We start from the raw sequence: 22,513 nt of genomic DNA on the forward strand, positions 1-22,513 counted from the left end.
GTAGCGAGCAGGAATACCACCATTGAAAAAACTAACATTTTTTACTATATCGGGGTTAAAAACTGAAAAAAAACCAAAAAAATGGTTGGCATTGTAAACTACGGCATCGTCTAAAACTAATAAATTTTGGTCGCCATTGCCGCCACGCACAAAAATTGCCGCACTACCTTCTATTCCCCGCTGAACCCCTGGTAGAAATTGAATAGCTTTGATGATATCTTTTTCGCCCAGTAATGCAGGAATCGCTTTTATTTGTTTTGGATTAAAGGTGATTCCACCCAAAATTCGCTCAACATTTGTCGGGTTATCGCCTTTAACAATTACCGAGTTAAGCTCAAAACTTGTTTCGTCTAAACCGATATTTAAGTCTATTTTATTTGAACCTACTTTAAGCTGAGTTTCATTGGTAGCATAGCCTACGATTGAGTACGTAATTTTAACACTGTCAGTGAATTTACTGAAATTTAGCGTGTAAAAACCATAGTTATTCGTCAGTGTGTAAGACTTCGTTGATTTTATACCAACTGTAACTCCAACTAATGGCTCTTGGCTATTTTTATCTGTTACATAGCCGCTTATCGTAAATTGGGCTTTCAGCGAACCGAAAAATAAAAGTAGAAATGTTGTGAGGATAAATTTTGACATACTGCTATTTTTTTGCCGTGAAAGAAATATCCGAAACCTTTGTGTTGGGCTGCCGAATAGCAGTAAATGTGTTAGTTGAGTTATCTATTTTCCAGTCTCCGCTCATGATGAAAGCAATATTCTGCTCTTCCTCCGTTCCTATTTCTTGCGGACTTACGAATAGTTTTAAGATTTTTGTTGCGTCATCGTACTTGTACGTAAGAAAAAACGATTTGTTATTAAACGTAGCTGCACCTTCACACAAATAATTAGGTGATTTGATGAGGTCGAGTTTTACCTTACAGTAAATAAAATCTACTGTACCGTTTATTTTGGTCAGTTTAAATTCTTTCGATAATTTGCTCAAATCTACTTGTGAAATGTCCCATTTTCCTTCAAGTGCGTTCAAAGATTTGAGTGCCGAAACTTCTTCTTTATTGCACGAAAAAAAGAAGACAGCAGACACAAAAATTACAATTAACTTTTTCATATTATTTTTAGTTTTGACTATTAAAAAATCTTTTTGCTCTGTGATAAAACCCTGTGGAACTCTGTGGCGACCAACGCTCGATAAAAAATTATTACACAAAATTAAATTTTCAGAATAATTAGTTTAAAATAGATTGGGTCTTTGGCGGAAGGTTCAAGCTATGTGTACTATTACAAACTTCTTAATCTTTATTCTCTAAAACAATAAGTCCAATGACCTATTTTGGGCGTATGAAAGACCTATATTTGGTTTTTTAGCTCAAAATATTTCTGTACTCTTCGCAAAAAACGCCTTACTTCTGTCTTTCCGCAAATAGCAAACTTATGATAAATATTTTCTCGGTGCTTTCTTATGGTACGAACAGACACCACCAATTTATCAGCTATTTCTTGATTTGAGAGGTCTTCGGCAGCCAGTTTGAGTATTTTCAATTCTTGCCGTGTTAAGGTCTCAAGGTTAGCAAAATGTGGGGGGGGGGGATGGTTGATTATCAACTTCTTGCATGGGGTTGTGTATAGTTTTATAGGCAAAAATGGTTTTCAGATTTAGGTATTAAAAATGCAAGGAGAGATATTGATGTTGTGGCTCAATATGCTTTGCTAAACTAATAAATGCAATTATAGATTTTATTTTGTAGGTAGGTGTGTAAATTTAAAAGCATTTTTTAAGCGAGTCAAGTATTTGCACGAAAAAAAAGAAAATTTGTTCTTTTTTTTGAGTACATTCTATTAGAGTGACGGTTGCTTGTGTCTCAACAAGCAACCATCAGTGAGAGCGTTTTTGCAGTAGACTTTTAGCTCAAATGATTCCAACCTTGTGCTTTAATGGCGGCAGTTCCTCCGCTATTGAGTGCCAGTTGCACGGCTGTATCTTGGGTCATGTAGCCAATTGGCAAAACATCACTTACCTTTTGGATTTTATCAAAATCGGCTTGTTTTACCGTAAAAAGGAGTTGATAATCTTCGCCACCATTCAATGCTGCTGTAATTGGGCTTACATTAAATTCGGTGGCTGTTAGCATCGTAATATCTTCAATCGGCAGTTTATCTTCAAAGACCATCGCACCCACACCCGATTGTGTACAGATATGTAATAATTCGGAAGCTAATCCATCAGAAATATCAATCATTGATGTAGGCACAACTCCCAGCTCATTGAGTTCGTGAATGATGTCGGTACGGGCTTCGGGTTTTAGGATTTTGCCAACTAAGTATTCTTTTTCAGCGAGTTCGGGCTGCATACTTGGGTTGGCCAAATAAACTTGCTTTTCACGCTCCAAAACTTGTAGTCCGAAATAAGCTGCTCCTAAATCGCCCGTTACGCACAAAATATCGTTGGGTTTTGCTCCGTTTCGATACACAATTTTATCTTTATCGACAAAGCCAGTGGCCGTAATCGAAACCACAAAACCCGATGCTGAAGCACTGGTATCACCACCGATTAAATCAACGTTATAGCTTTCGCAAGCAAATTTTATTCCTTCGTAAAGCTCGTCAATAGCTTCTACCGAAATTCTGTTGCTTAGGCCAATTGTTACCGTAATTTGCTTAGCAATGCCATTCATGGCTGCAATATCCGAGATGTTTACGGCTACGGCTTTATACCCCAAATGACGCAATGGCGTATAAGAAAGGTCGAAGTGAATGCCTTCAAAAAGAATATCGGTCGTGACTAACATGTATTTATCGCCCACATCAATCACTGCTGCATCATCGCCAATCCCCTTAATTGTTTCGGCATTTTTATTCGTAAATTTTGATTTTATTCGGTCAATTAAGCCAAATTCGCCAAGAGTATTTAGTTCTGTTCTTTCCATAATGCAAAATTGATGAAGTTTTTAGGATTTATTTAGCAAAAACTTTAAAATCTTCAAATAATGAATACTTTCTTTGAATAAAGTGGCGTTGTGTTCCACAAAAAAAGGTGAACTTTTCAGCTCACCTTTTCTACGAAATATTTTAGATTCGCTTACTGCGTAACCAAATTGTAGGTATTGATAGTATTTCCTGTTTTTTGGCTGGCAGTTGTACGAGTAATATCAAGAGCCGTATCGGTAATTGAATTGATAGTAAATTCTATAGTGCCACCTGTGCCTGTTGGAACTGGCGTAAGGTTTTTCAAAACTAATTTTGTATCACCTACCAATTCATACTGACCTGTAAAAGTATTACCGTCGAAATCCTTTAGAGTTACAGAAGGTGCAATCAATAGATTTAGCGAAAAGTTTTGGTAGCTTGGTTTTGTGTTGGATGCAGCACCCTTTGTGTAAACCGTTGCACTTCCTTCTTTCACGATATTGGCTGTCCATGTTTTCTTGATTTTTTCAGAAACTGGAACAGTTTTGTCTTTGCAAGAAGAAACTGCAAGAGAAACTAAAGATACAAATAGAATGGCAATCTTTTTCATGCGAATATGTTTGTTTAATAGCCTAATTGACAATTGATGATTTCTGTATAAGACAGTTTTTTAGCAAATATGGTTTAAATATAGAAGAAAAAAAAATGTCGTATGCAAGAATGACGTTTTTTTTATTGAAAACGTTGTAATTGTGTGATATATTATTTTTTACGAATCAAAATATACATCGTCTTACTTTTTATATATTTATCGGGTTTTTGAATTGTTTTTGTTGAAATATTCTTTCAAAACTAAAATTTCTTCGGCCTTTTTGCAAAAGAAAGGTTTAATGTTTTGGGTAGAATGCAACTAAAATCTATTTGGAACCGTCTTTATGTTACCGAAATATTGGAAACGAATTTAAAATGAAAAAATTATATATATATCTATTTTTTGTTGGGCTGATTCTGTGGAGCTGCGATAGGATCACAGATCTTCAGCCTAAACAAAATTTTGATGAAGTGGTTCCGGTAGCAGCTATAAACGCAATCAAGGTAAATTACCCGGAAGCCACCAAAGTGCGTTTCACGACCATTGAAAAAAGTAAGATTTTTCAATCAGATTTTGATGTAAAAATTGATCGAATGTCGGCTATAGTAAATAACGTAGGTGTAATTTCCGAACGTTACCGCCAAACGGATTTTGCTGCTTTACCTGATAAAATCAAAACTTATCTTAATACAAATTATTCGGGCGTAGCTTTTATTAATGCTTGCCAACAAATAAATAAAGAGGGAAAAATAGAAGGCTACAAAGTTATGCTCAAAGATTCAAAGCATATCACTTTGATTTTTGATACTACTGGTACGCTGATTATGAATGTTTCGGATAATCCGAATGGAGGAAATCCATCGGGAATGCCTCCTCCTAAATTATATTTTATCGACAAAAATGATTTGCCACAAGTAATAGTGGATTTTTTAGCGGCTAAACACGGCGACTATAAGTGCATTAAAGTAGGAGTTGTGGTAGAGAGTAATTCAAAAAATTATTCGGTAGTTATCAGTCAAAACTTTACCACTTTTGATTACTTGTTTGATGAAAAAGGAAATGTCTTGAAATCATCATCGTTTGGAGTGAATGCTCCAAGCGGACGTTTTGAAGATAAACCAATTACAATCAATGATTTAACCACAAAAATCAAGTCTTATCTCGATAAAGAATATAAAGGCTGGCAGTTTGAAAGAGGTATTGCTTTTATTCAAAATGGTGCCATTCAGGTGTACAACGTACTCATTACTTATGATAAAAAGCAGTATTCTTTACAGTTTGATAAAGACAGTAATTTCTTGAAAAAAGAGCAAGTAGGAGTAGGAGGAAATGATAATAGAGTGGAGATTAAACTGATTTTTCCGAAAGATGTACCAGCCACAATTGTAAACTATCTCGTATCGAAACACAAGGATTACAAATATATCCAAACGGCTATCATTATTGATAAAACCAAAAAAACGTATTGGATAACCATTTTGAGCGATAACGAAGTGTATGATTACACCTTCGATGAAAGTGGAAAGTTTTTGAGTGTAAAGGAAATTGAAATGAAATTTCCTGAAAACAAAATCTATGATAGACCACTCGAACCCAAAGATATTCCTATCAAAGTCAAAGAATACCTTGATGTAAATTACAAAGGTTGGACATTCCAGAGAGGAGTAATGGTATATGCCGAAAATAAACTTTTGGGTTATGTTTTAGCAATAAAAGTCGGAAATGACTATTATTACATAAATTTTGATGCCAGTGCCAATTTTGTATCGGCAAGAAAAGGCTAAGTCTTTTTGCATCAATACTAACCTTACTATAATTAATTGAATCTATAAACACAGCAACCCTTTTCGGATGCGAAATGAAGTTGAATTAGTTCTTGGTTGTCAGCGAAACGACCCGAGAGCCCAAGCAGCCTTTTATAACCTCTATAAAGGCCGACTTTTGGGTGTATGCCGTCGCTATGCCCGAACTGTAATGGAAGCCGAGGATATTTTCCAAGAGGCATTTATTAAGATTTTTAATAAAATCAATGATTTACAAAAGCCTGAGTCGGTCGAATATTGGGTAAAATCGTTGGTCGTCCGAACGGCCATTGACCATTATCGGCAAAATACCAACGAACGGCAATTTGTTGATTATGAGGCTATTGAAAATCAAAGTGATGCAGATATCGGCGTGATTTCGCAGTTGAGTCATGAAGAAATAGTGGGTGCAATCAATCAATTACCCGATGGCTATCGAATGGTAGTGAATATGTACTTGATTGATGGTTATGAGCACAACGAAATAGCTAAGATTTTGCAGATTTCGGAAGGAACGTCAAAGTCGCAGCTTTCGAGAGCCAAAGTTCATCTCCGTAAAACTTTACAGGAAATGGGTGTAGTGCTTTAGGACAAGTATTATTCGATTAATAATTATAGAAAGAAATAGTGTAAAATTCTGCGAGGTTAAAACAAAACCTTACAGGATTTCAAACAAATGAAACCAACAGACGACATAAGGAAACTTTTATCTGAAAAATTCGAGAATTTTGAAGCAGAACCGCAAGATGCCTCTTGGGATGCGATTCGCTTTGCTCTTGATTTGAAAGATAAACTCGAAACTTATGAAGCTGAGCCACAAGAAGAATCCTGGGGCGAAATTAAATTTGCTACCGACCTCTCTCAGAAATTCAAGAACTACGAAGCCGAGCCACAAGATGATACGTGGAGCAAAATCCAATTGGCTACTCAACTAACTGCCAAATTCAGTGATTACGAAGCCGAACCAACGGCCGATTCGTGGGAGAAAATAAAAGCCGCTCTACCAATCAATGAATCATTTTCGCTAAGCGAGAAATTTAAAGACTACGAAGTCGAACCAACGGCCGATTCGTGGGAGAAAATTCGTGCTGCTATGCCAGCTGACGAGCCAGTTTCATTGAGCGAGAAATTCAAAGACTACGAAGCCGAACCGCAGGCCTCAACTTGGGAAAATATTCAACTTGTTACCCAATTATCGAGCAAGTTTAGCAATTATGAAGCCGAACCAACGGCCGATTCGTGGGAGATTATCAAGGCTGCCATCACACCAGAAAAAGAACGCCGTGTAATTGCTTGGCCGTTTGCATTCAGAGTTGGTATTGCTGCGAGTATTGCACTTTTGTTGGGTTTTGGTTGGTTGGTTTATAACAATAATCAAGAAAATGATTTGGCCGAAATAAATAACAAAAAAACTCAATCTGCTAATAGTCAAGGAGTTATCGAAGATAAAAGTCAGGGTTTAGCTACAAATAAACCAGCCGAAACAGGAAAGAGTAATACGGAAAAAGAAACGAACAATAACAAAGTTGATGCACCAAAATCGAGCATTATTGAGCAGTCAAACGATTTGAGTGGCATTGCTTCAAATGGTAAAACTAAGAATAGCAAAGGCTCAACTATCAAAAGTTTAGAAAAAGCTTCGCCCGAAAATCAAGTTGCTAAGGTTATCAGAAAAAAAGAAAAACGTTCGCTTAAAAATAACATAGAAAATTCATCTTCGACAGAGGTTATTGCTCAAAATAATAAAAATACTGCACCACCCACAGTTACTACACAAAATGGTAGTGAATCAAGTGTTGCATCTACTATAAACCCCTCAAGTCAAGCAAACAATATTGAATTGAATCTGCTTGATAGCAAGGACTTTAAGCAGACAAATATCAGGCTTCCTTTTGGCGAAATTGCCTATAACAACGAAGTGCCAATGGAAGAGCCAGAAGTGCGTACAAGACGTAAAATGATTCTGACGAGTAGCATTATGCCATTGCAGACCTATCAGGCTCTTACGATTCTGCCACAAACTTCAACCTATATTCAGCAAGTAGGCTCGTTGAATGCACTTGATGCCCAACGCTTAGGAGTGCAGGCTCGTGTGGGCCTAATGCAACCTCTCTCAAATCGCTTCTCGACAGGTGTTTCGTTGGCCTATGCAGGTATTCGTCAAGCTGTTAGTTATGAAGTAAACACTGGTGTTTATGATGTAGATTTAACAACCACTGACTACACACTCGTAGGTGTAGGCGAAACCGTCAGCCAAAATAAATTTTTGCACACGGTTGGTTTGAAGCTTGATAATTCATATTTAATATCGAATAAGAAAAATAAAGTTTTTGTTTTAGGCGGAGCAGAAGCCGTACGAATTTTGAATAATAATCAATATGCCTACTACCTCAATGCTTCGGTTGCTTTGGCTTATCCAATGAAAGGTGGTAAAACCGTTTGGATTGAGCCAACCTATCGTTATAGTCTCTCGCAATCGCTCGATGCCAACAGCTACATGCAAATCCGCCCTTCAAATATTGGTTTGAATGTTAGGGTTAATTTTATGTAACTCACTTTTTCAAAGGAAACAACTCCGAATCAACTCTTGAGGTTTGCATAATCTTTTCCATTTCTGATACAATTTTTGGGTATTTTGCAGCCAAGTCGATTGTTTCCGAAAGGTCTTTGCTCAAATCAAAAAGTTCGGTATTCCCTTTTTGTTTCACGAGTTTCCATTTGCCTTTTCTTACTGCTTGGTCGAATCCTCGTTCGTGAAATTCCCAGTATAGATAATCATGTTTTTTTGCTATTTTCTTACCTGATAAGATATTAGCAAACGAAAGCCCATCAATATTTTGTGGTGATTTTGTTTTTATTAAATCAGCAAAAGTCGGCATCACGTCCCAGTTGGCCAATGGTTCGTTAGAAGTTTTTCCTTTAGGCACATTTGCTCCCCAAGCAATCATCGGAACTCTGATGCCACCCTCATACAAATCTCGTTTGAAGCCTTTTAGTGGCCCATTACTATCAAAAAACTCCATTTCTCGCCCTCCTTCATTGTGTGGGCCATTGTCAGAAGTAAAGAAAACGTAAGTGTTTTTATCCAATCCTAATTCTTTCAATAAAGACATCAAGCGTCCAATATCAGCATCCATGTGGTCAATCATAGCTGCCATATTGGCATTTGGTTTATCTTGCGAACGATACGAACGCCCGCCCTTTGCTTTCTGAACAAAAGGTTTGTTTTCTTCAAAAATACTGCTGCCATCAGGGTTTAGATATTTCTTTAAAGTGGCTGGCGGAGCATACATTTCAGCGTGTGGCATAGTGATAGCCCAATACATAAAAAATGGTTTTTCGTGACCTTTTTTTAAGTAATCAAAAGCTTTTTCGGTGATGAACGGGTGTGAATGTTGGAGCGAGTCCATCGGGTAGGATTCACACTTTCCATTGCTGATTGTCCAGAGATTATTGGTATAAAATCGGTGGGCGTGGCCTTGCGTGGCATAGCCCAGAAACTCGTCCCAACCTTGTTTTTCGGGCGAGCCAGAGTTATGACTTTGTCCGAGTCCCCATTTGCCAAACATGGCGGTTGTGTAGCCATTTTCTTTCATCATTTTGGGTAAAACCTGCTCATTTTCACGTACAGGAAATTCACCATTGCCACGTATGTAGGCGTGTCCCATGTGTAGGCCCGTCATGAGAGCGTAGCGTGATGGAGCACAAACGGTATTTCCCGAATAAAAATCCGTAAAACGAGTTCCCTCGGCCGCCATTTTATCAAAATTAGGCGTTTTTATGGTCTTTTGTCCATAACAACCAATGTCGCCATAGCCCAAATCATCGGCCATGATGTAGATGATATTTGGTCGGTCAATCGTATTTGATTTGTCAGACTTTGCTGATAATAAAATTACGAATGACACTAAAACGAATGCGTAGGAAATGAGTTTTTTCATGATAGAGGTTGAATAGCTAAGTGGAAGCAAGATAAACTTTTTTTTGAAAAAATACATCCTGTTATTTCTTGTCAAGCTTGTTACCTTTCAAAGTGTAGGTTCGTCTTATTAGTATATAATCTAAAAGCCATCATTCAACACACTTGATGACCATCTATAGACAATCGCCCACAATTCTTTGCATATTTCTAAAAAATCCGTTCTTTTGTATCATCAAAACCAATAAACTTTTTCAAGCAATGAAATTCAAAATTACTCTTTTAATCATACTCGCATTACTCATTGGCGTTGGCTATTATCTTACGGCAGGTTATTATTCGACAGGTGAACGTGCTGGCACAATCTCAAAACTCAGCGAAAGAGGCTATGTATTTAAAACGTATGAAGGTGTGCTAAATGAAGGTGGATATTCGGGCGAGACAGGAACACTTACGCCACGTTATTTCGATTTTTCGTGCAAAACCGATACAACTATCACTAAATTACAGAGAGCCTTAAAAACGGGTGAACGTGTAACGTTAAAATATTCCGAAAAATTCTTCCAGTTTCCGTGGAATGGAGATACCAAGTATTTTATTACTGATGTTGAGTTTCTAACGCCACCAGCACAGCCAGTGCAGCAATTACTTCCACCACAGCAAACTGTTGCTCCTGCTGTTACCGAAGCAAAATCTGATTCTACTTTATAAGCAGTCATATATCAAACACAAAAAAAGACAGTCTAAAAGACTGTCTTTTTAAATTTTACTTATTTCCTATAATCTAATATTCTTAATCTTCAATCGTTTCGTCTTCGATTACACCATCTTGGTCGCCTGGTTTAGAATCCAAGAGTGCATCGGCATCGGTTGCAACAGTTGCTTTGATTTTTTCTTCCAATTCGGCCATCAATTCTGGATTGTCTTTCAACATATCACGCACACCGTCACGTCCTTGGCCTAATTTTGATGTTCCGTAAGAGAACCACGAACCCGATTTTTTCACAATTTCTAAATCAACCGCTAAGTCAAGTACTTCACCCGCTTTTGACACCCCTTGTCCGTAAAGAATATCGAATTCTACTACTTTGAATGGCGGAGCAAGTTTGTTTTTCACAACTTTCACACGAGTACGGTTTCCAAGAATATCGTCACCATCTTTGATTTGGCCAATTCTACGAATATCAATTCTCATCGAAGCGTAGAATTTCAAGGCATTACCACCCGTAGTTGTTTCTGGGCTTCCAAACATCACACCAATCTTATCACGCAATTGGTTGATGAAAATACAACAACAGCCAGTTTTGTTAATCGTACCAGTTAGCTTACGCATGGCTTGCGACATCATACGTGCTTGGAGTCCCATTTTGCTATCGCCCATGTCGCCTTCAAGTTCGGCTTTTGGTACAAGGGCAGCTACTGAGTCAATCACGATAATATCAACTGCACCAGAGCTAATCAAATGTTCGGCAATTTCGAGTGCTTGCTCGCCGTAGTCAGGCTGAGAGATTAATAAGTTTTTTGTATCAATGCCTAATTTCTCGGCATAACTGCGGTCGAAAGCATGTTCTGCATCAATAAATGCCGCAATACCACCTTGTTTTTGAGCTTCGGCAATTGCTTGCATCGCAAGAGTTGTTTTACCCGAAGATTCTGGTCCGTAGATTTCGATGATACGTGCTTTCGGAAAACCACCTACTCCAAGAGCGAGGTCAAGGCCAAGCGAACCTGTCGAGATAACTGGTACTTCCATTACCTTCGCATCGCTCAATCTCATTACCGTTCCTTTACCGTAGGTTTTATCGAGTTTCTCCATTGTGGTTTGGAGACTTTTCAATTTGTTTGCTCTGTCGTCGCCTTTTGGTTCTTTTTCTGCTGCCATTTTATTTTTAAAATTGAATTTTAATGATATTATTACAAACTACTACTATTTAGGTAAAATTTGTTTATATTTCAAAATTAGTGGTTTTTTATTAGAAAAACTAAGTGTTTTTTATTTTTAATATATTAAAAAAATACAATTTGATTTTATTAAAAATATCGAAAAATTCATCAGTTTTTTTAATACATTCTTTGTTCTAATCTTTACCTGTGTTGCTCATTTGAACACTACAAAGGTAATACAAATATCTAATACAATGCTCAAAAAAATTGATAAAAGGTTATTTTTAATGATGAATGGTTTTTTTAAATCTTTATTTTTTTGTATGTACTTTCTTGCGTGCGTGCGTACATATACATACGCACAAGTAGATAATATTAGCCTCGAAAATACACAAAAAATTACTGGTATAAATATAGGAAAAGTACAATTAAGCTTAAATTCTTTAGTTTATATAAAAAACAATGAGTATTTCAATCAAACTGCTGATGGTTACACACTTATAGGCTACTATCTGAACCCAACAGTGGGGTATAAGATTCATAAAAAAGTGCAAATTGATGCAGGGGTGTTTGTCAGAAAAGAATACGGTTATAATGGCTTGAGAGAAATAGAACCGACCTTTACGGTACAAGTAAAACAAAATGATTGGCGGTTTTTGTTTGGTAATATTGAAGGAAATATCAATCACCGTTTGATTGAACCTTTGATGACTTTTGAGCGAGTCTTGGCACAGCCTTTAGAGCATGGTTTTCAGGCCAAATATCAGAAGAAAGATGTCTTTTTTGATGGCTGGCTCGACTGGCAACAAACAACCATAGCTGGCAGTACAAATCAAGAACGGATTTGGGGCGGGGTTTCATTTTATAGTCCTTCTGTAAGTATCAAAGATATTAAATTGCAGGCACTTGCACAGGCGAGTGTGTTTCACATAGGTGGGCAAAATATCCAGAGTCAGTTGCCCGTACGTACGCTCATAAACCCCGCGGCTGGGCTTCGTATGAGGAAGGATTTTGGCAAAAATCAGTCGATTTTGGTGGATAATTATTACGTTGGTTATTTCGAAGCACCATTGCAAGGAACGGCGTATTATTTGAATTCATACTGGCGAAGCCCAAAATATCAAGTTGGTTTTAGTTATTGGTTTGGCAACTTCTTCAATTCACCATTTGGAAATGATTTAATGCAGTCGAGTTCTCGAAAGTTTAACAACGTTGGTTACTATGAAAACACTCGTAGTTTGTTTATAATGAGGCTTGTACGTGATTGGGAGGTTTCGGAAAAAGTAAAAGTATCGCTTAGAGTTGAACCTTATTATGATCAAAATAATCGGATTTTTGAGCACTCAGAAGGCTTGTATTTAAGCTGTAAATTTTAAAGATTTTGAAAGAAAATAACAGCTCTTGAATGCAAAAAAAAACCACAGGATACCCCGTGGCTAACTTTCTCAACAGCAACTTGTAATATTTTATTAAAATCTAGTTTTTGCTTTTCCAGAAAATGAAAGTTGTTCTTCAAAATCAATTTCATCAAAAATAAGGTCGTCAGGTACTTTATCTTCGGCACTATGATTGACAATTAGATTGTAATATTTAAAGCTAGTTACGGGTACCGAAAGCCTAAAGATCACTCCGCGTTCGTAGCGGGTATCTTCTATTTTCCAAATAGCCAATTTTGTATTTGGGTCAAGCACTTTTATCGTAAACTTGCTTCCCTGAAAACAATCTATGATAATTGAGTTCTGAAACTTCTTAACTGATTTTATGAAGTGTGTTTCGGGGCCTTCACCCTTGTTTGTAATGATGGTTGAATCTGTCAGATGAAAGGAATAATGCCCTTTGATGTTTTTCGGACAAAATACATATGTTTTACCGTTTAGCTCTTGAGCCTCAAACCATTTTTTTGGTAATGAGTTATACAGTGTATCATCTTTAAATGACCAAAGCTCCTTCATGTTTTTTGAAGCCTTAAAATCACGGCAATGACGAAAAACTATTGACTGATAATAATCATCGAGGTCGATTCTTGCTTCTAAATTTTTACAAAAAACCGAGTTCTTGGTGGTATCTATAAATATACCGTATCGACGTTTGATAACCTTGTCGGGGTTATCGGGTTTGATTGTAATAGTTTCGTTATAAAAACTCCGGTAGATAGACTCAGATATGTTACTCAAAGCTTGAGCACACAGCGAGCCATGTATCAACCAAATCATTAGAGATACAGCAATTTTTTTCATAAATCACGAAGGGTATGTTCGTATGTTAAGGAAAATCTAAGCAAAAATCGTGCTAAACTTTGAAATCTACATTTTAGTATTTTTTTTAATATAAAATGCTTATTATTGAAGGTATGTTGTGAATTCTGTTTCGTTTAATAATAAATTTTAATTTTCGGAATGGTTATTGTTCGGTACCATCATAAGTTTTTGCTCTTAGAAGAAATATAAAAAAGCGTGACAATATTACGATATGCAATATTGCCACGCTTCGAAGCCTGCTTCAAGCCAATTTAAATTTTAATCTCTTTGTTTTGGCTCGTATTTTTCGGGAGCGTATAAAAATCCGAATGCTTCAGCTCCATCTTTAGTGTGTACCTTATGATGAATGTAATGAGCGTGCATAATACGCTTCATATATTTGCTTTTTGCCACAAATTTGATTTTTACTCGGCGGTGTACGATAATATCATGAAACACAAAATAGGCTACACCATAGAGCGTTACACCTGCTCCAAACCATGTCAAATACCAAAAATCGGGATTTGTATTTCCGTAAATAATCGTTGAGGATGCCACAATACTGAATACAACTGCGTAATAATCATTCTTCTCAAAAAAACCTTTGTGGTGGTTGTGGTGGTCGGCGTGCCAAGCCCAGCCAAAGCCATGCATAATATATTTGTGGGCAAACCAAGCCATGAATTCCATGAATGCAAATGTGCCAATTACTATTAAAAACTTGATGATCATGATGCTATGAATAGTTGATTTAGTTCTGTATTCTTAACACAAAATTACAAATGATTGTTTGGCGAAAGAGAGATTTTAGGATAGTTTTTTTGATATAAAAAATCCCTGCTTGATATTCAAACAGGGATTTGCTCACCAAACCAAGTTTTTTTATTTCTTATTAAACGAAAAATTTGTCAGGTATGATATGCGAACAGTTGGATTACTTTCTTCAATCGTATCAGAGAAGTTCCAGATGTTTTGGTGAATGTAGCACAACTGAATTTGGTGGTGAGGATTGAAAATATATCCCAAACCAGCAATAATTCTGTTTTGATTCATAAAGGTTTTACCGACATTGTTTTTGCTGATGTCAGTTCCGAGTGGCCCGATATTCATAAATGCTTCATCGCCGATGATACCGAGTAATTTAGGCTTGTTATCTACTTTCACGAGCGGATACGTTGCCAAAATCATGTAACGCAGGCGGTCACGGAATTTATAATCAGTAATTGTGTAATCGTTTTCACTTGTTGGCGTGGCTACCGTACTACTCGCAATACCCACAAAACGGAACTCATTGCGTAAGCGATTGGTGAGTTTCAAATCGCCAAACTGATGATTGAAAGTTCCTTGAATCCAAGGGTGATTTTCTGGAATAGGGCGTTTGTTGATGGCAGGGCTACCATAAACATACGTGTTGTAATGGCTAAAACCTACGCTTCCGATAAAATGCTTGGTAAACTGATAATCAAACGATGGGCGAATAAAATATTGCTGTTTTTCGCTGAAACCATTGGCATATCGCATGGTAGTTTCGAGCGTGAAAGAGAGCTTTTTAGTAAGCATATTTTTGCCCACATAGTGCAGCCAAATATCATTGTTTTGGCTTTTTCTTTGAGCAAAAACAGTGTTTATGATGCAGAATAATGCAACAACTAAGATGTGTTTTTTCATGATTTTTGGGCAATATTATTTCAAGCACTGCCGTAAAAGCAATGCATCAGAGGATTAAATGAATGAGTGTATTAGCGAAAAGAGGACTGTTTATTTATTTTACCTTTTACGAGCCGCTAAATGATGCTCCGAAACAGGCTGGTGTAATTCTAAACCAATGATTTCTACTTTTCCGCCACTTGCTTTGTAGTCTTGCTCAAAATGATGTAAGTTTTCCATCACGGAATGATCAATCATCTTTGTATTCTTTAGGTCAATTGTTACTTTAAAGCCAGGAGGAATGGCCTCTAACTTACTTTTAATTCCAAGATAATTACTAAATACAGCCGATTGATTAATTTCAACTAAGTATTCATCGTCCGTAAACGAAACTTCGGTTGGTGCTTGAAAGAGCGTTCGGAGTAAATCCCAATCGACAATATTTATAAGCATTTGTAGAACAATACCCGCTGCAATTCCAACCAGTAGGTCTTCGTAGAGGGTAAAGAAAATCGTAATCAAGAAAATTGCTAATTGTTCTTTACCGATTTTGAATGTTTGGATAAATTCTCTTGGGTGAGCCAATTTGATACCTACTGTAATCAGCATAGCTGCCAATGCAGTATTCGGAATCAATTCTATGAGGTGTGAAGCCAACAACAAGAATGTCAGGATAAAGAAACCATGAAAGAAGTTGGCCCAACGAGTTTTTGCACCATTATTTACGTTAGAAGAACTACGGGCAACTTCTGAAATCATCGGTAAACCACCCAAAACCGCCGCAATTGTATTACCGATACCAACAGCGATGAGGTCTTTGTTGGCATCAGATTTACGACGATACGGGTCAAGCATATCAATGGCTTTTACGGTCAGTAAAGACTCTAACGAACCCACCAAAGCAAACATAATCACATATTTAATGAAAGTACCCGTTTGTGAAATACCCGAAAAATCGACATTTATCTTAACGTTTTCGAGCAAATTTCCGATGTGAACCAAAGCATAAGCTGGCTCAGTTGTTTGGAAATCCAACATTAATTCGGCAGGAATAGCTAACAATAAAACCACCAACGGAGCTGGTACTTTCTTGAGTGGCCCCTTGATAAAAGGCCAACCTAACATAATTACTAAACTAATAACCCCAATAAGTGTAGCCTTTGGGTCGAGGTGAATGATAAATTCTGGAATAGCAGCCAATAATGCAAAAGGGCCCTTTCCTTTGGTCATAGCAGGTGCAACATCTAATAAAATCGGAATTTGCTTGGCAATAATAATCAGACCAATGGCAGCGAGCATACCATGAATGGCAGAAAGCGGGAAGAAATCGGCCAGTTTTCCGAGTTTGAAAATACCAAATAAAATCTGCACGATACCCGCTACCACCATTGCTCCGAGAGCCAAATGCCAGCCAGTTTCGCCACCACCAAACTCGCCAACCGCACCAGCCACAATTACAATCAAACCAGCAGCCGGGCCTTTAATCGTTAGGCGTGAACCCATAAAAAGACTCACTACAATACCACCGATAATGGCAGTAATTAAGCCCATAATTGGCGGAAATTCAGACGCCTTAGCAATACCTAAACTTAAAGGCAAGGCCAATAAGAATACGATAAACCCTGACATCGCATCTGTCGAGAAGTTTTCTTTCAAACCTTCAATACCGTCTTTAGGTAATATGAGTTTCGTTTTGTTTTCCATTTCGTTTTATTTAAAAATTATTTTCTTTGGTTATCGGAGAATTAGTTACTTGTTATTGGTTATTTGTTATTGAAGAACTGGTTATTGGTAATTAACTGAAGTAGCCAGTAACTAATAACCAGTTTTCCAGTAACTAACTTAAGATGATTTATAGGCTGTCTCGTGATACGTTTTTACATGCGGCCCAAGGAATAGGCGAGAGTACAAACGAATCAGTGAGATACCTGCTAAAATGTAACTTGATGCAGTTGCATAAGCCAAAATTACTTGGTTTTCGTGAATATGACTAAATACTAAGTCAAGACCGATGAAAGTTGGGGTAATAGGAAAGCCAGCCAAACCTAAACAAGCCAACAAAAAGACCATCGCAAATTTCGGATGCTCAAATGAATGCCCGTGAAACTGATTGAGGTCGATGTTTTGCTCATAGCTTTTAAGTTTATTGATTCCCCAATAACCTACAATACCCGATACTACCACTCCGCTGAGATAAAATATAACTTCGGTCAATTCAAATTTTTCGTTGAACGAAATCGCCAGTGCAATCCAGAAGTGGTTCATTATCAGCAATAACCAGCTCATCAGTGGACTTTTTCTTTCCGAAAATGATTTCAGAATCATCAATAGACCAATCAAGGCAAAAGCCCCAGGTAAATATTCGTGCGGGTGTTCGCTGCCATTTTCGTAAATGAAAAGGAAACCAAGGCCCAATAAATAAGCAGGGATAAAAAGCAATAACAGGCGATTAACAGTCAAGAAATCGAGTTTACGACCAATATTTTTGAGTGGTTTCCAGAGAATGTAATTCATGAATGAATCAAGATTAAACTCCTTCAGGCTTAATAGATAGATAGAATATTCGATTTTCTTCGGTAAACTATCTTCGATTGTGTGCTGACGAGGTACAAAATTATAGAATTGCTCACGAATTTTATAACTAACAACCGATGGAGAAACCAAAAGTTGATAAGTTCGTAAAAAAGCGTTTCCTGCAAAGTGGAAAAGAGCAAATTTCTCGAAGCCTAAAGCAACTTCAATGAAAATAATACCGATTTGTGCAATCGAGGCATAGGCAATTTGGCTTTTGACCGACGATTGTACCCGTGCAATAGGCGATGCAATCAAGGCCGTGCATAAACCAAGTAGCACAATGAGGATACGAACCGAAATTTGATGTTCCCAAAACGGATAAGTACGCATCAACAAAAACACGCCTAAATGCACCGACAATGAACCATAAAAAATAGCACTCGATGGCGTTGGGCCTTCCATGGCACGAGGCAACCACGACGAAAACGGTAATTGAGCAGATTTAGCTGCTGCTGCCACCAAAATCATCAATGAGATGAAAACGCCAATGTAGCTGTGGCTTTCGAGATGCTCGTGTACGAGTTCATAATTGCTTAGTTTCAAGAAAGTGATGTTTTCGTGCCATAAATGATGGCTTGCCCACATTGCCAAAATCAAGCCTACATCACCGATTCGGTAAACAGAAAATACTTTGATGGCGTTTTTTACGGGCAGATAACGGTCACGATAAAAAGCAATCAGCAAAAACGAACAAACTCCCAGCACTTCCCAACCAACAAAAAGTGTTTCGAAGTTGCCTGATAGAATCGTGATGTTATATCCTAAATAAAAGAATAGAATCGTATTGAAAAAACGCTTGTAGCCACGCTCACGGTGTAAATAATAACGGCTGTAAATCGTAACCAAGAAAGTTAGAAATGCACCTACTAATAGATACACAACCGTGATTTTATCGAAGCATAAATCAACCAAAAACTCATATTCTTTCGATTTGAAAAGTACGATTTCTTTGAGATTAAGCACTGGATGGCCATTGAATAGCCAGTAAGCCACAAATCCAATTATGCTGAGTAATGTTACACCAACTGTCAGAAACGCTGTTCTCGAAATAGCCGTTTCGTTTTTATCTGGAATCAATAAACTGCAAATAAAACCCAGTAGGGGAATAATTATAAATAACTGAAGTATCGGAGTCATAATCACTTGATTAAATAAACAGGGAAATTTTCTTGGTGCGATTCAATCAACTCTTCAAGGTTTCGCACAGATTTGAGGGTCTTCTGCAAAGGTTCGTAGGTCGTAAAACCTCCATCTTTGAAGTAAGAAAGTTCTTTTGTCAGTGGATTGACCACTACCAAATGAATCCATTCGTTATTAAACCATTCGTAAGTTTGGTCAGACTTCAGAATCGCCGACAAAACTATATCTGTGAAATGCTCGACAATCACCATCAATCTGATTGGGTCATGTACTTCAATCATTTGGCTCGGAAGGCCAGGGCGAAGGTCGCCGTCGATACCATTGGCTACCCCAAAAAGTCCCATTACATTGTGTGGAAGTTTTGAACCCGCCCCCAACTTATGATTATCAACTCTTGAGAAATAATATTCGAGATTGATACCTCCACATACAGGAGCTACGGCATTAAGGATATTTACCAAAAATTTACCTTCAGGGTCAACTCGATAATCGAAAGAGTTCATAAACGAACGACGGTCGAGGAATAAACCTTCCGACATTTCTCTTCGCCCAACAATACACAAAGCATTGGTGGCGTGGTTGAGTTCGGGACGTGGCTCGAACAACGACACCGCTCTGATACGGATACGCTCATGAATTTCTTCGGGAGAAGCATGTGTATCAATCGACTCGAATCTTCTCGAACGCTCTTTTGCATTAAAATCAAGTGCCTTCACAAAAAGAGCCTCGTTTTTACTATGTTTTTGTTGATTTTCGGCCGAAAGAATAGTTGTATCGTAGAAAGCGATTTCGTCACGAGTGGTATCGTGCAATGCTCCTACAAACTGCGTGCTGGCAGGAATATCAATGCCTTGGCCCCTCAAAATCTCACGTACACCTGCATGATTGGCCATGAAGCTAATTACACGAGCATTGACCGAACCCGGCCGACCCGAACACGCTCCGCAATCATAACCTGCATAGTGAGTATTGTTTACGCTACTTGCACCATGACCCACTACATAGACTATCGATGCAAAATCTTTTACTAAACCAATGCTGTTTAAAAGATTACCTACACGTAGGGCCATTTCTTGTACCGTGAAGCCCACTTGCAAACCGTCTTCTATATCATTCGGATTACTGTTTTCGATGGTAAGTTTTGAGGCCTTGTCCATGTGTTTGAAAGAAGATACCGCGGCGGCATTTTCTGATGGACGAAAAATATTGAGCATCAAACGAAATGCCGACCAAAAACCTACTGTTTGGGCAATAAACCAACCCGTAAAAAGCGAATGAGATTGCTTCTCGAAGTGAATATCATTGTTCGACTTTGCCTTCGCATTCGGAATCTCTTCTTTTATCAGATATTTTGGTGTTACTGGGGCAGGGCATTGCTTGGTTGATGAATTGGCGTGTACGGGTTTATAAAAAAACTCTACCCCAAAAAATCCAGCCGTGCCATAAGTTTTGCAGCCTTCATCCAGTTTTTCTAAATAACGTCTAATCGAACACTCACGGTCATCGATACAGAACATTGCTTGAAAGGAAACAGCCCCCCCCGCCCCCAATGGGGGAGCTAAAAACCTATTCTCTGATAATAAATTCACCTCTGGTGAGTTTGTAAAAGCTCCCCCATCGGGGGCGGGGGGGGCTTTTATACCCGCCAAAACTTGGTCATAGTAGCTCCATTCAAAAGCATCTTGCCAAATATTGAGCAATTCGCTAAGTTCGCTTACTGGAACTTCTTCAAATAAATCGGCAGGTTTTGAATCAAGACGTTGGCTCAACGATGCCCAGTTTTCACCAAATTTTGTATCAAGAGCATCAATTTCGAGTAGAAGTTCAAAAATGATGAGTTCTTTGAGCGTAATTTTCTTTTGGTCGAGTAGGGTTTGAGGTAAATCTTCTACTGCCGAAACCATACCTGCCCATCCTTGATGAGCAAATTGTTGGTCGAATATGTATTGATTAAAAAGCGATTTATCGCCAACAATCAGTGCGAGTAAACTTTCAATCGTAGCGGTGCCATCGAGTAAGAGTTTTTTAGCACGAGGATTTTTGAAAAAACTACTAAAAGTATTTCTTTCGATTTCCTGCATTGAAGCCAAAAAACCTTTTTTCGAATCAGGAAAACTCCAAGTCGAAATACCTTGGTCGAGGTAGCTACACAAAATTCTGAATAGAAGCGGATGCACCAAAAGGTCAAGGTCGATGTAGTATTTTTTCTTCCAGTTGGCTCGAAGCATACCAACTTTCGGATGAATAGATTCATCATACTTGCCATAAAGTGCTTTCGCTTTCCACTCTTCTATGTTTGCTTTACCTTTTCTATCAGCAATGGCTCTTTCTAAAATATCGTTATTGATTTGCTCCTTTGAGTAAAGTGCACGATACTCCTCAAGCGAGAGCGACACTTTATATCCGAAAATCTTAGATGCTCTACGTATGGCATCATAGAATTTCAAATCTTGAAAGGCGTGGAGCGTGTTGTGATGAACGAAGTCTTTGAGCGGAGCTTGTGCAGGCAAAAAGTGCTTGAGTTCATGCAAAAGCTCGTGTTCATCGAATCCTTTTGATTCGTTTGAATGTTTCTTTTTCATGAAGGAAGGTTTTAAATATAAGTATGAAAAACGAAAATAGGCTCGAAAGAGGCTATCCGACTTTCTTTCAAACCCCAGTTCGATTTGAACTATGCAACAAATAAAAGACGGTGTACTAAAATCAACTTAAAAAAGAGATTAAAAGTCTTTAATCTGAACCTATGTAGATGTTATAGAAAGCAAGTGAGAGAAGAGGCAGGTTTCAACGAAATTAATGTTGAAAAAATTAGAATAAAAACCGATTCTTTCTAAACAAAAGAGCCATTACTCCTAGGAATAATGGCTCTTAAAGATAGATATTTTTTGAAAAGCGTTTATCAGTTATAGCTAAATGCCACTGGTAGTATATACATTTGTTTGGCTGGGCGGTTATGGTGTTTGGCAGGAAGCCATTTTGGCATTTCAGTAACCATTTTCAAAACCGCATTATCAAACATTGCTCCCATAGACTCTTCGATTTTAGGGTTAGCAATTGTTCCATCTTCATTTACCCAGAAGCTTACAACTACTTTACCAGTAGTTTTGCTAGCTACTGCTTCTGCTGGATATTGTAGGTTTTTCTTGAGATAGTCGCTCATTACGAGTTGACCACCGTCAAATACTGGCAACATTCGTTCGCCGGCACTCTTGTTTAATAGACTTGTACCATCTTCATTCCAATACTCTTCTCTTACCCTATTTCCGTTTTCATACACTTCCAGACTGCTCATTTGTCCGTTCGGAAAGTAAAATTTCCACTCGCCAGTTGGAGAGTTTTCGGCATAGACACCTTCATAATCAAGAACACCACTCGGGCGATAAAATTTGAATTTTCCTGAACGAACCTCTAATTTTTTATCTAAGAAAGTTCCTTCCATATGCAAGAATCCGTTTGCAAAAAATTCGGCTACATCCCATAAACCTCTACTATTTTTCTTTGAAATCTCGATGAACTTTGCATCGTCCAACGATTTTACTTCTTGACGATTTGCATTGAAATATTTTCTGCTTACGTCTTTTGACATTAAGTCAATTTGTGGACTCGAAACCTCAGATGCTTGTGCATACATAGGAGAGTTTTCAGAAGTTGAGGTTTGAGCAAAAACCGATAAGCTAAAGCTCAAAGCAATGGCAGAGGTAAAAACCTTTTTCATGTAATTTCTTTTTGGGTTTGTGTTAAGCACGTAAATTCTTATGATGAAAAGAATTTCGGGATACACTGCGTATCCGTTTAATAACTTTCCAAA

The 22,513-nt window shown here is 37.8% G+C and carries 19 protein-coding genes; 5 read left to right on the forward strand and 14 right to left on the reverse strand.

Annotated elements, in window-relative coordinates; translation table 11 throughout:
* The 5 genes from ACOVO2_RS01555 to ACOVO2_RS01575 form a co-directional block, all read right to left on the reverse strand.
* Positions 1-645, reverse strand: a 645-nt coding sequence (locus tag ACOVO2_RS01555) for a carboxypeptidase-like regulatory domain-containing protein (RefSeq protein WP_421768280.1), incomplete at its 3' end; no start/stop codon positions are given.
* A gap of 4 nt (positions 646-649) precedes the next feature.
* Positions 650-1,114 carry a hypothetical protein gene (locus tag ACOVO2_RS01560; RefSeq protein WP_421768281.1) on the reverse strand — a complete coding sequence of 155 codons (465 nt, stop codon included), beginning with the start codon at positions 1,112-1,114 and terminating at the stop codon, positions 650-652.
* A gap of 239 nt (positions 1,115-1,353) precedes the next feature.
* Positions 1,354-1,644: a response regulator transcription factor gene (locus ACOVO2_RS01565; RefSeq protein WP_421768282.1), complete on the reverse strand. Its 291-nt coding sequence runs from the start codon at positions 1,642-1,644 to the stop codon at positions 1,354-1,356.
* Positions 1,645-1,907: 263 nt separating this feature from the next.
* Positions 1,908-2,930, reverse strand: coding sequence for a thiamine-phosphate kinase (gene thiL, locus ACOVO2_RS01570; protein ID WP_421768283.1), 1,023 nt, complete (start codon positions 2,928-2,930; stop codon positions 1,908-1,910).
* A gap of 152 nt (positions 2,931-3,082) precedes the next feature.
* Positions 3,083-3,520 carry a hypothetical protein gene (locus ACOVO2_RS01575; RefSeq protein ID WP_421768284.1) on the reverse strand — a complete coding sequence of 146 codons (438 nt, stop codon included), beginning with the start codon at positions 3,518-3,520 and terminating at the stop codon, positions 3,083-3,085.
* A gap of 356 nt (positions 3,521-3,876) precedes the next feature.
* Between ACOVO2_RS01575 and ACOVO2_RS01580 the strand changes: the two genes are divergently transcribed.
* From ACOVO2_RS01580 to ACOVO2_RS01590, 3 genes are all read left to right on the forward strand, one after another.
* The gene (locus ACOVO2_RS01580) at positions 3,877-5,286 is read left to right on the forward strand and encodes a PepSY-like domain-containing protein (protein ID WP_421768285.1); all 1,410 of its coding nucleotides are present in this window, start codon (positions 3,877-3,879) and stop codon (positions 5,284-5,286) included.
* Between the two features lie 67 nt (positions 5,287-5,353).
* Positions 5,354-5,893: an RNA polymerase sigma factor gene (locus ACOVO2_RS01585; protein WP_421768286.1), complete on the forward strand. Its 540-nt coding sequence runs from the start codon at positions 5,354-5,356 to the stop codon at positions 5,891-5,893.
* Positions 5,894-5,980: 87 nt separating this feature from the next.
* On the forward strand, positions 5,981-7,855 hold the full coding sequence (locus tag ACOVO2_RS01590; protein ID WP_421768287.1) for a hypothetical protein: 1,875 nt from the start codon (positions 5,981-5,983) through the stop codon (positions 7,853-7,855).
* A gap of 1 nt (position 7,856) precedes the next feature.
* On the opposite strand, the gene ACOVO2_RS01595 is transcribed toward ACOVO2_RS01590, so the two are convergent.
* Positions 7,857-9,245 (reverse strand): arylsulfatase, encoded by a 1,389-nt coding sequence (locus tag ACOVO2_RS01595; RefSeq protein WP_421768288.1) that lies wholly within the window; start codon positions 9,243-9,245, stop codon positions 7,857-7,859.
* A gap of 239 nt (positions 9,246-9,484) precedes the next feature.
* On the opposite strand from ACOVO2_RS01595, the gene ACOVO2_RS01600 reads away from it, so the two are divergent.
* On the forward strand, positions 9,485-9,934 hold the full coding sequence (locus ACOVO2_RS01600; protein WP_421768289.1) for a hypothetical protein: 450 nt from the start codon (positions 9,485-9,487) through the stop codon (positions 9,932-9,934).
* Between the two features lie 82 nt (positions 9,935-10,016).
* Here the strand turns inward: ACOVO2_RS01600 and recA are convergent, their stop codons facing one another.
* A complete protein-coding gene (gene recA, locus ACOVO2_RS01605) occupies positions 10,017-11,105 on the reverse strand; it encodes a recombinase RecA (RefSeq protein WP_421768290.1) in 1,089 nt (362 codons plus the stop codon).
* Between the two features lie 325 nt (positions 11,106-11,430).
* Here recA and ACOVO2_RS01610 point away from each other — a divergent pair, with 325 nt between their 5' ends.
* Positions 11,431-12,483 (forward strand): hypothetical protein, encoded by a 1,053-nt coding sequence (locus ACOVO2_RS01610; RefSeq protein WP_421768291.1) that lies wholly within the window; start codon positions 11,431-11,433, stop codon positions 12,481-12,483.
* Positions 12,484-12,576: 93 nt separating this feature from the next.
* Here ACOVO2_RS01610 and ACOVO2_RS01615 read toward each other — a convergent pair whose 3' ends face one another.
* The 7 genes from ACOVO2_RS01615 to ACOVO2_RS01645 form a co-directional block, all read right to left on the reverse strand.
* Positions 12,577-13,344, reverse strand: a complete 768-nt coding sequence (locus ACOVO2_RS01615) for a hypothetical protein (protein ID WP_421768292.1) — start codon at positions 13,342-13,344, stop codon at positions 12,577-12,579.
* 279 nt (positions 13,345-13,623) lie between these two features.
* Complete coding sequence (locus ACOVO2_RS01620) at positions 13,624-14,076, reverse strand: beta-carotene hydroxylase (RefSeq protein WP_421768293.1); 453 nt, start codon at positions 14,074-14,076, stop codon at positions 13,624-13,626.
* 150 nt (positions 14,077-14,226) lie between these two features.
* Positions 14,227-15,012 carry a DUF2490 domain-containing protein gene (locus tag ACOVO2_RS01625; protein WP_421768294.1) on the reverse strand — a complete coding sequence of 262 codons (786 nt, stop codon included), beginning with the start codon at positions 15,010-15,012 and terminating at the stop codon, positions 14,227-14,229.
* A gap of 99 nt (positions 15,013-15,111) precedes the next feature.
* Positions 15,112-16,695: a SulP family inorganic anion transporter gene (locus ACOVO2_RS01630; RefSeq protein WP_421768295.1), complete on the reverse strand. Its 1,584-nt coding sequence runs from the start codon at positions 16,693-16,695 to the stop codon at positions 15,112-15,114.
* Between the two features lie 138 nt (positions 16,696-16,833).
* Positions 16,834-18,702 (reverse strand): proton-conducting transporter membrane subunit, encoded by a 1,869-nt coding sequence (locus ACOVO2_RS01635; protein WP_421768296.1) that lies wholly within the window; start codon positions 18,700-18,702, stop codon positions 16,834-16,836.
* A gap of 2 nt (positions 18,703-18,704) precedes the next feature.
* Positions 18,705-21,287, reverse strand: a complete 2,583-nt coding sequence (locus ACOVO2_RS01640) for a YbcC family protein (protein ID WP_421768297.1) — start codon at positions 21,285-21,287, stop codon at positions 18,705-18,707.
* A gap of 317 nt (positions 21,288-21,604) precedes the next feature.
* On the reverse strand, positions 21,605-22,420 hold the full coding sequence (locus ACOVO2_RS01645; protein WP_421768298.1) for a TonB family protein: 816 nt from the start codon (positions 22,418-22,420) through the stop codon (positions 21,605-21,607).
* Positions 22,421-22,513 lie beyond the last annotated feature (93 nt).

Origin of the sequence: Emticicia sp., assembly GCF_049241225.1 — a bacterium.
Classification (GTDB): Bacteria; Bacteroidota; Bacteroidia; order Cytophagales; family Spirosomataceae; genus Emticicia.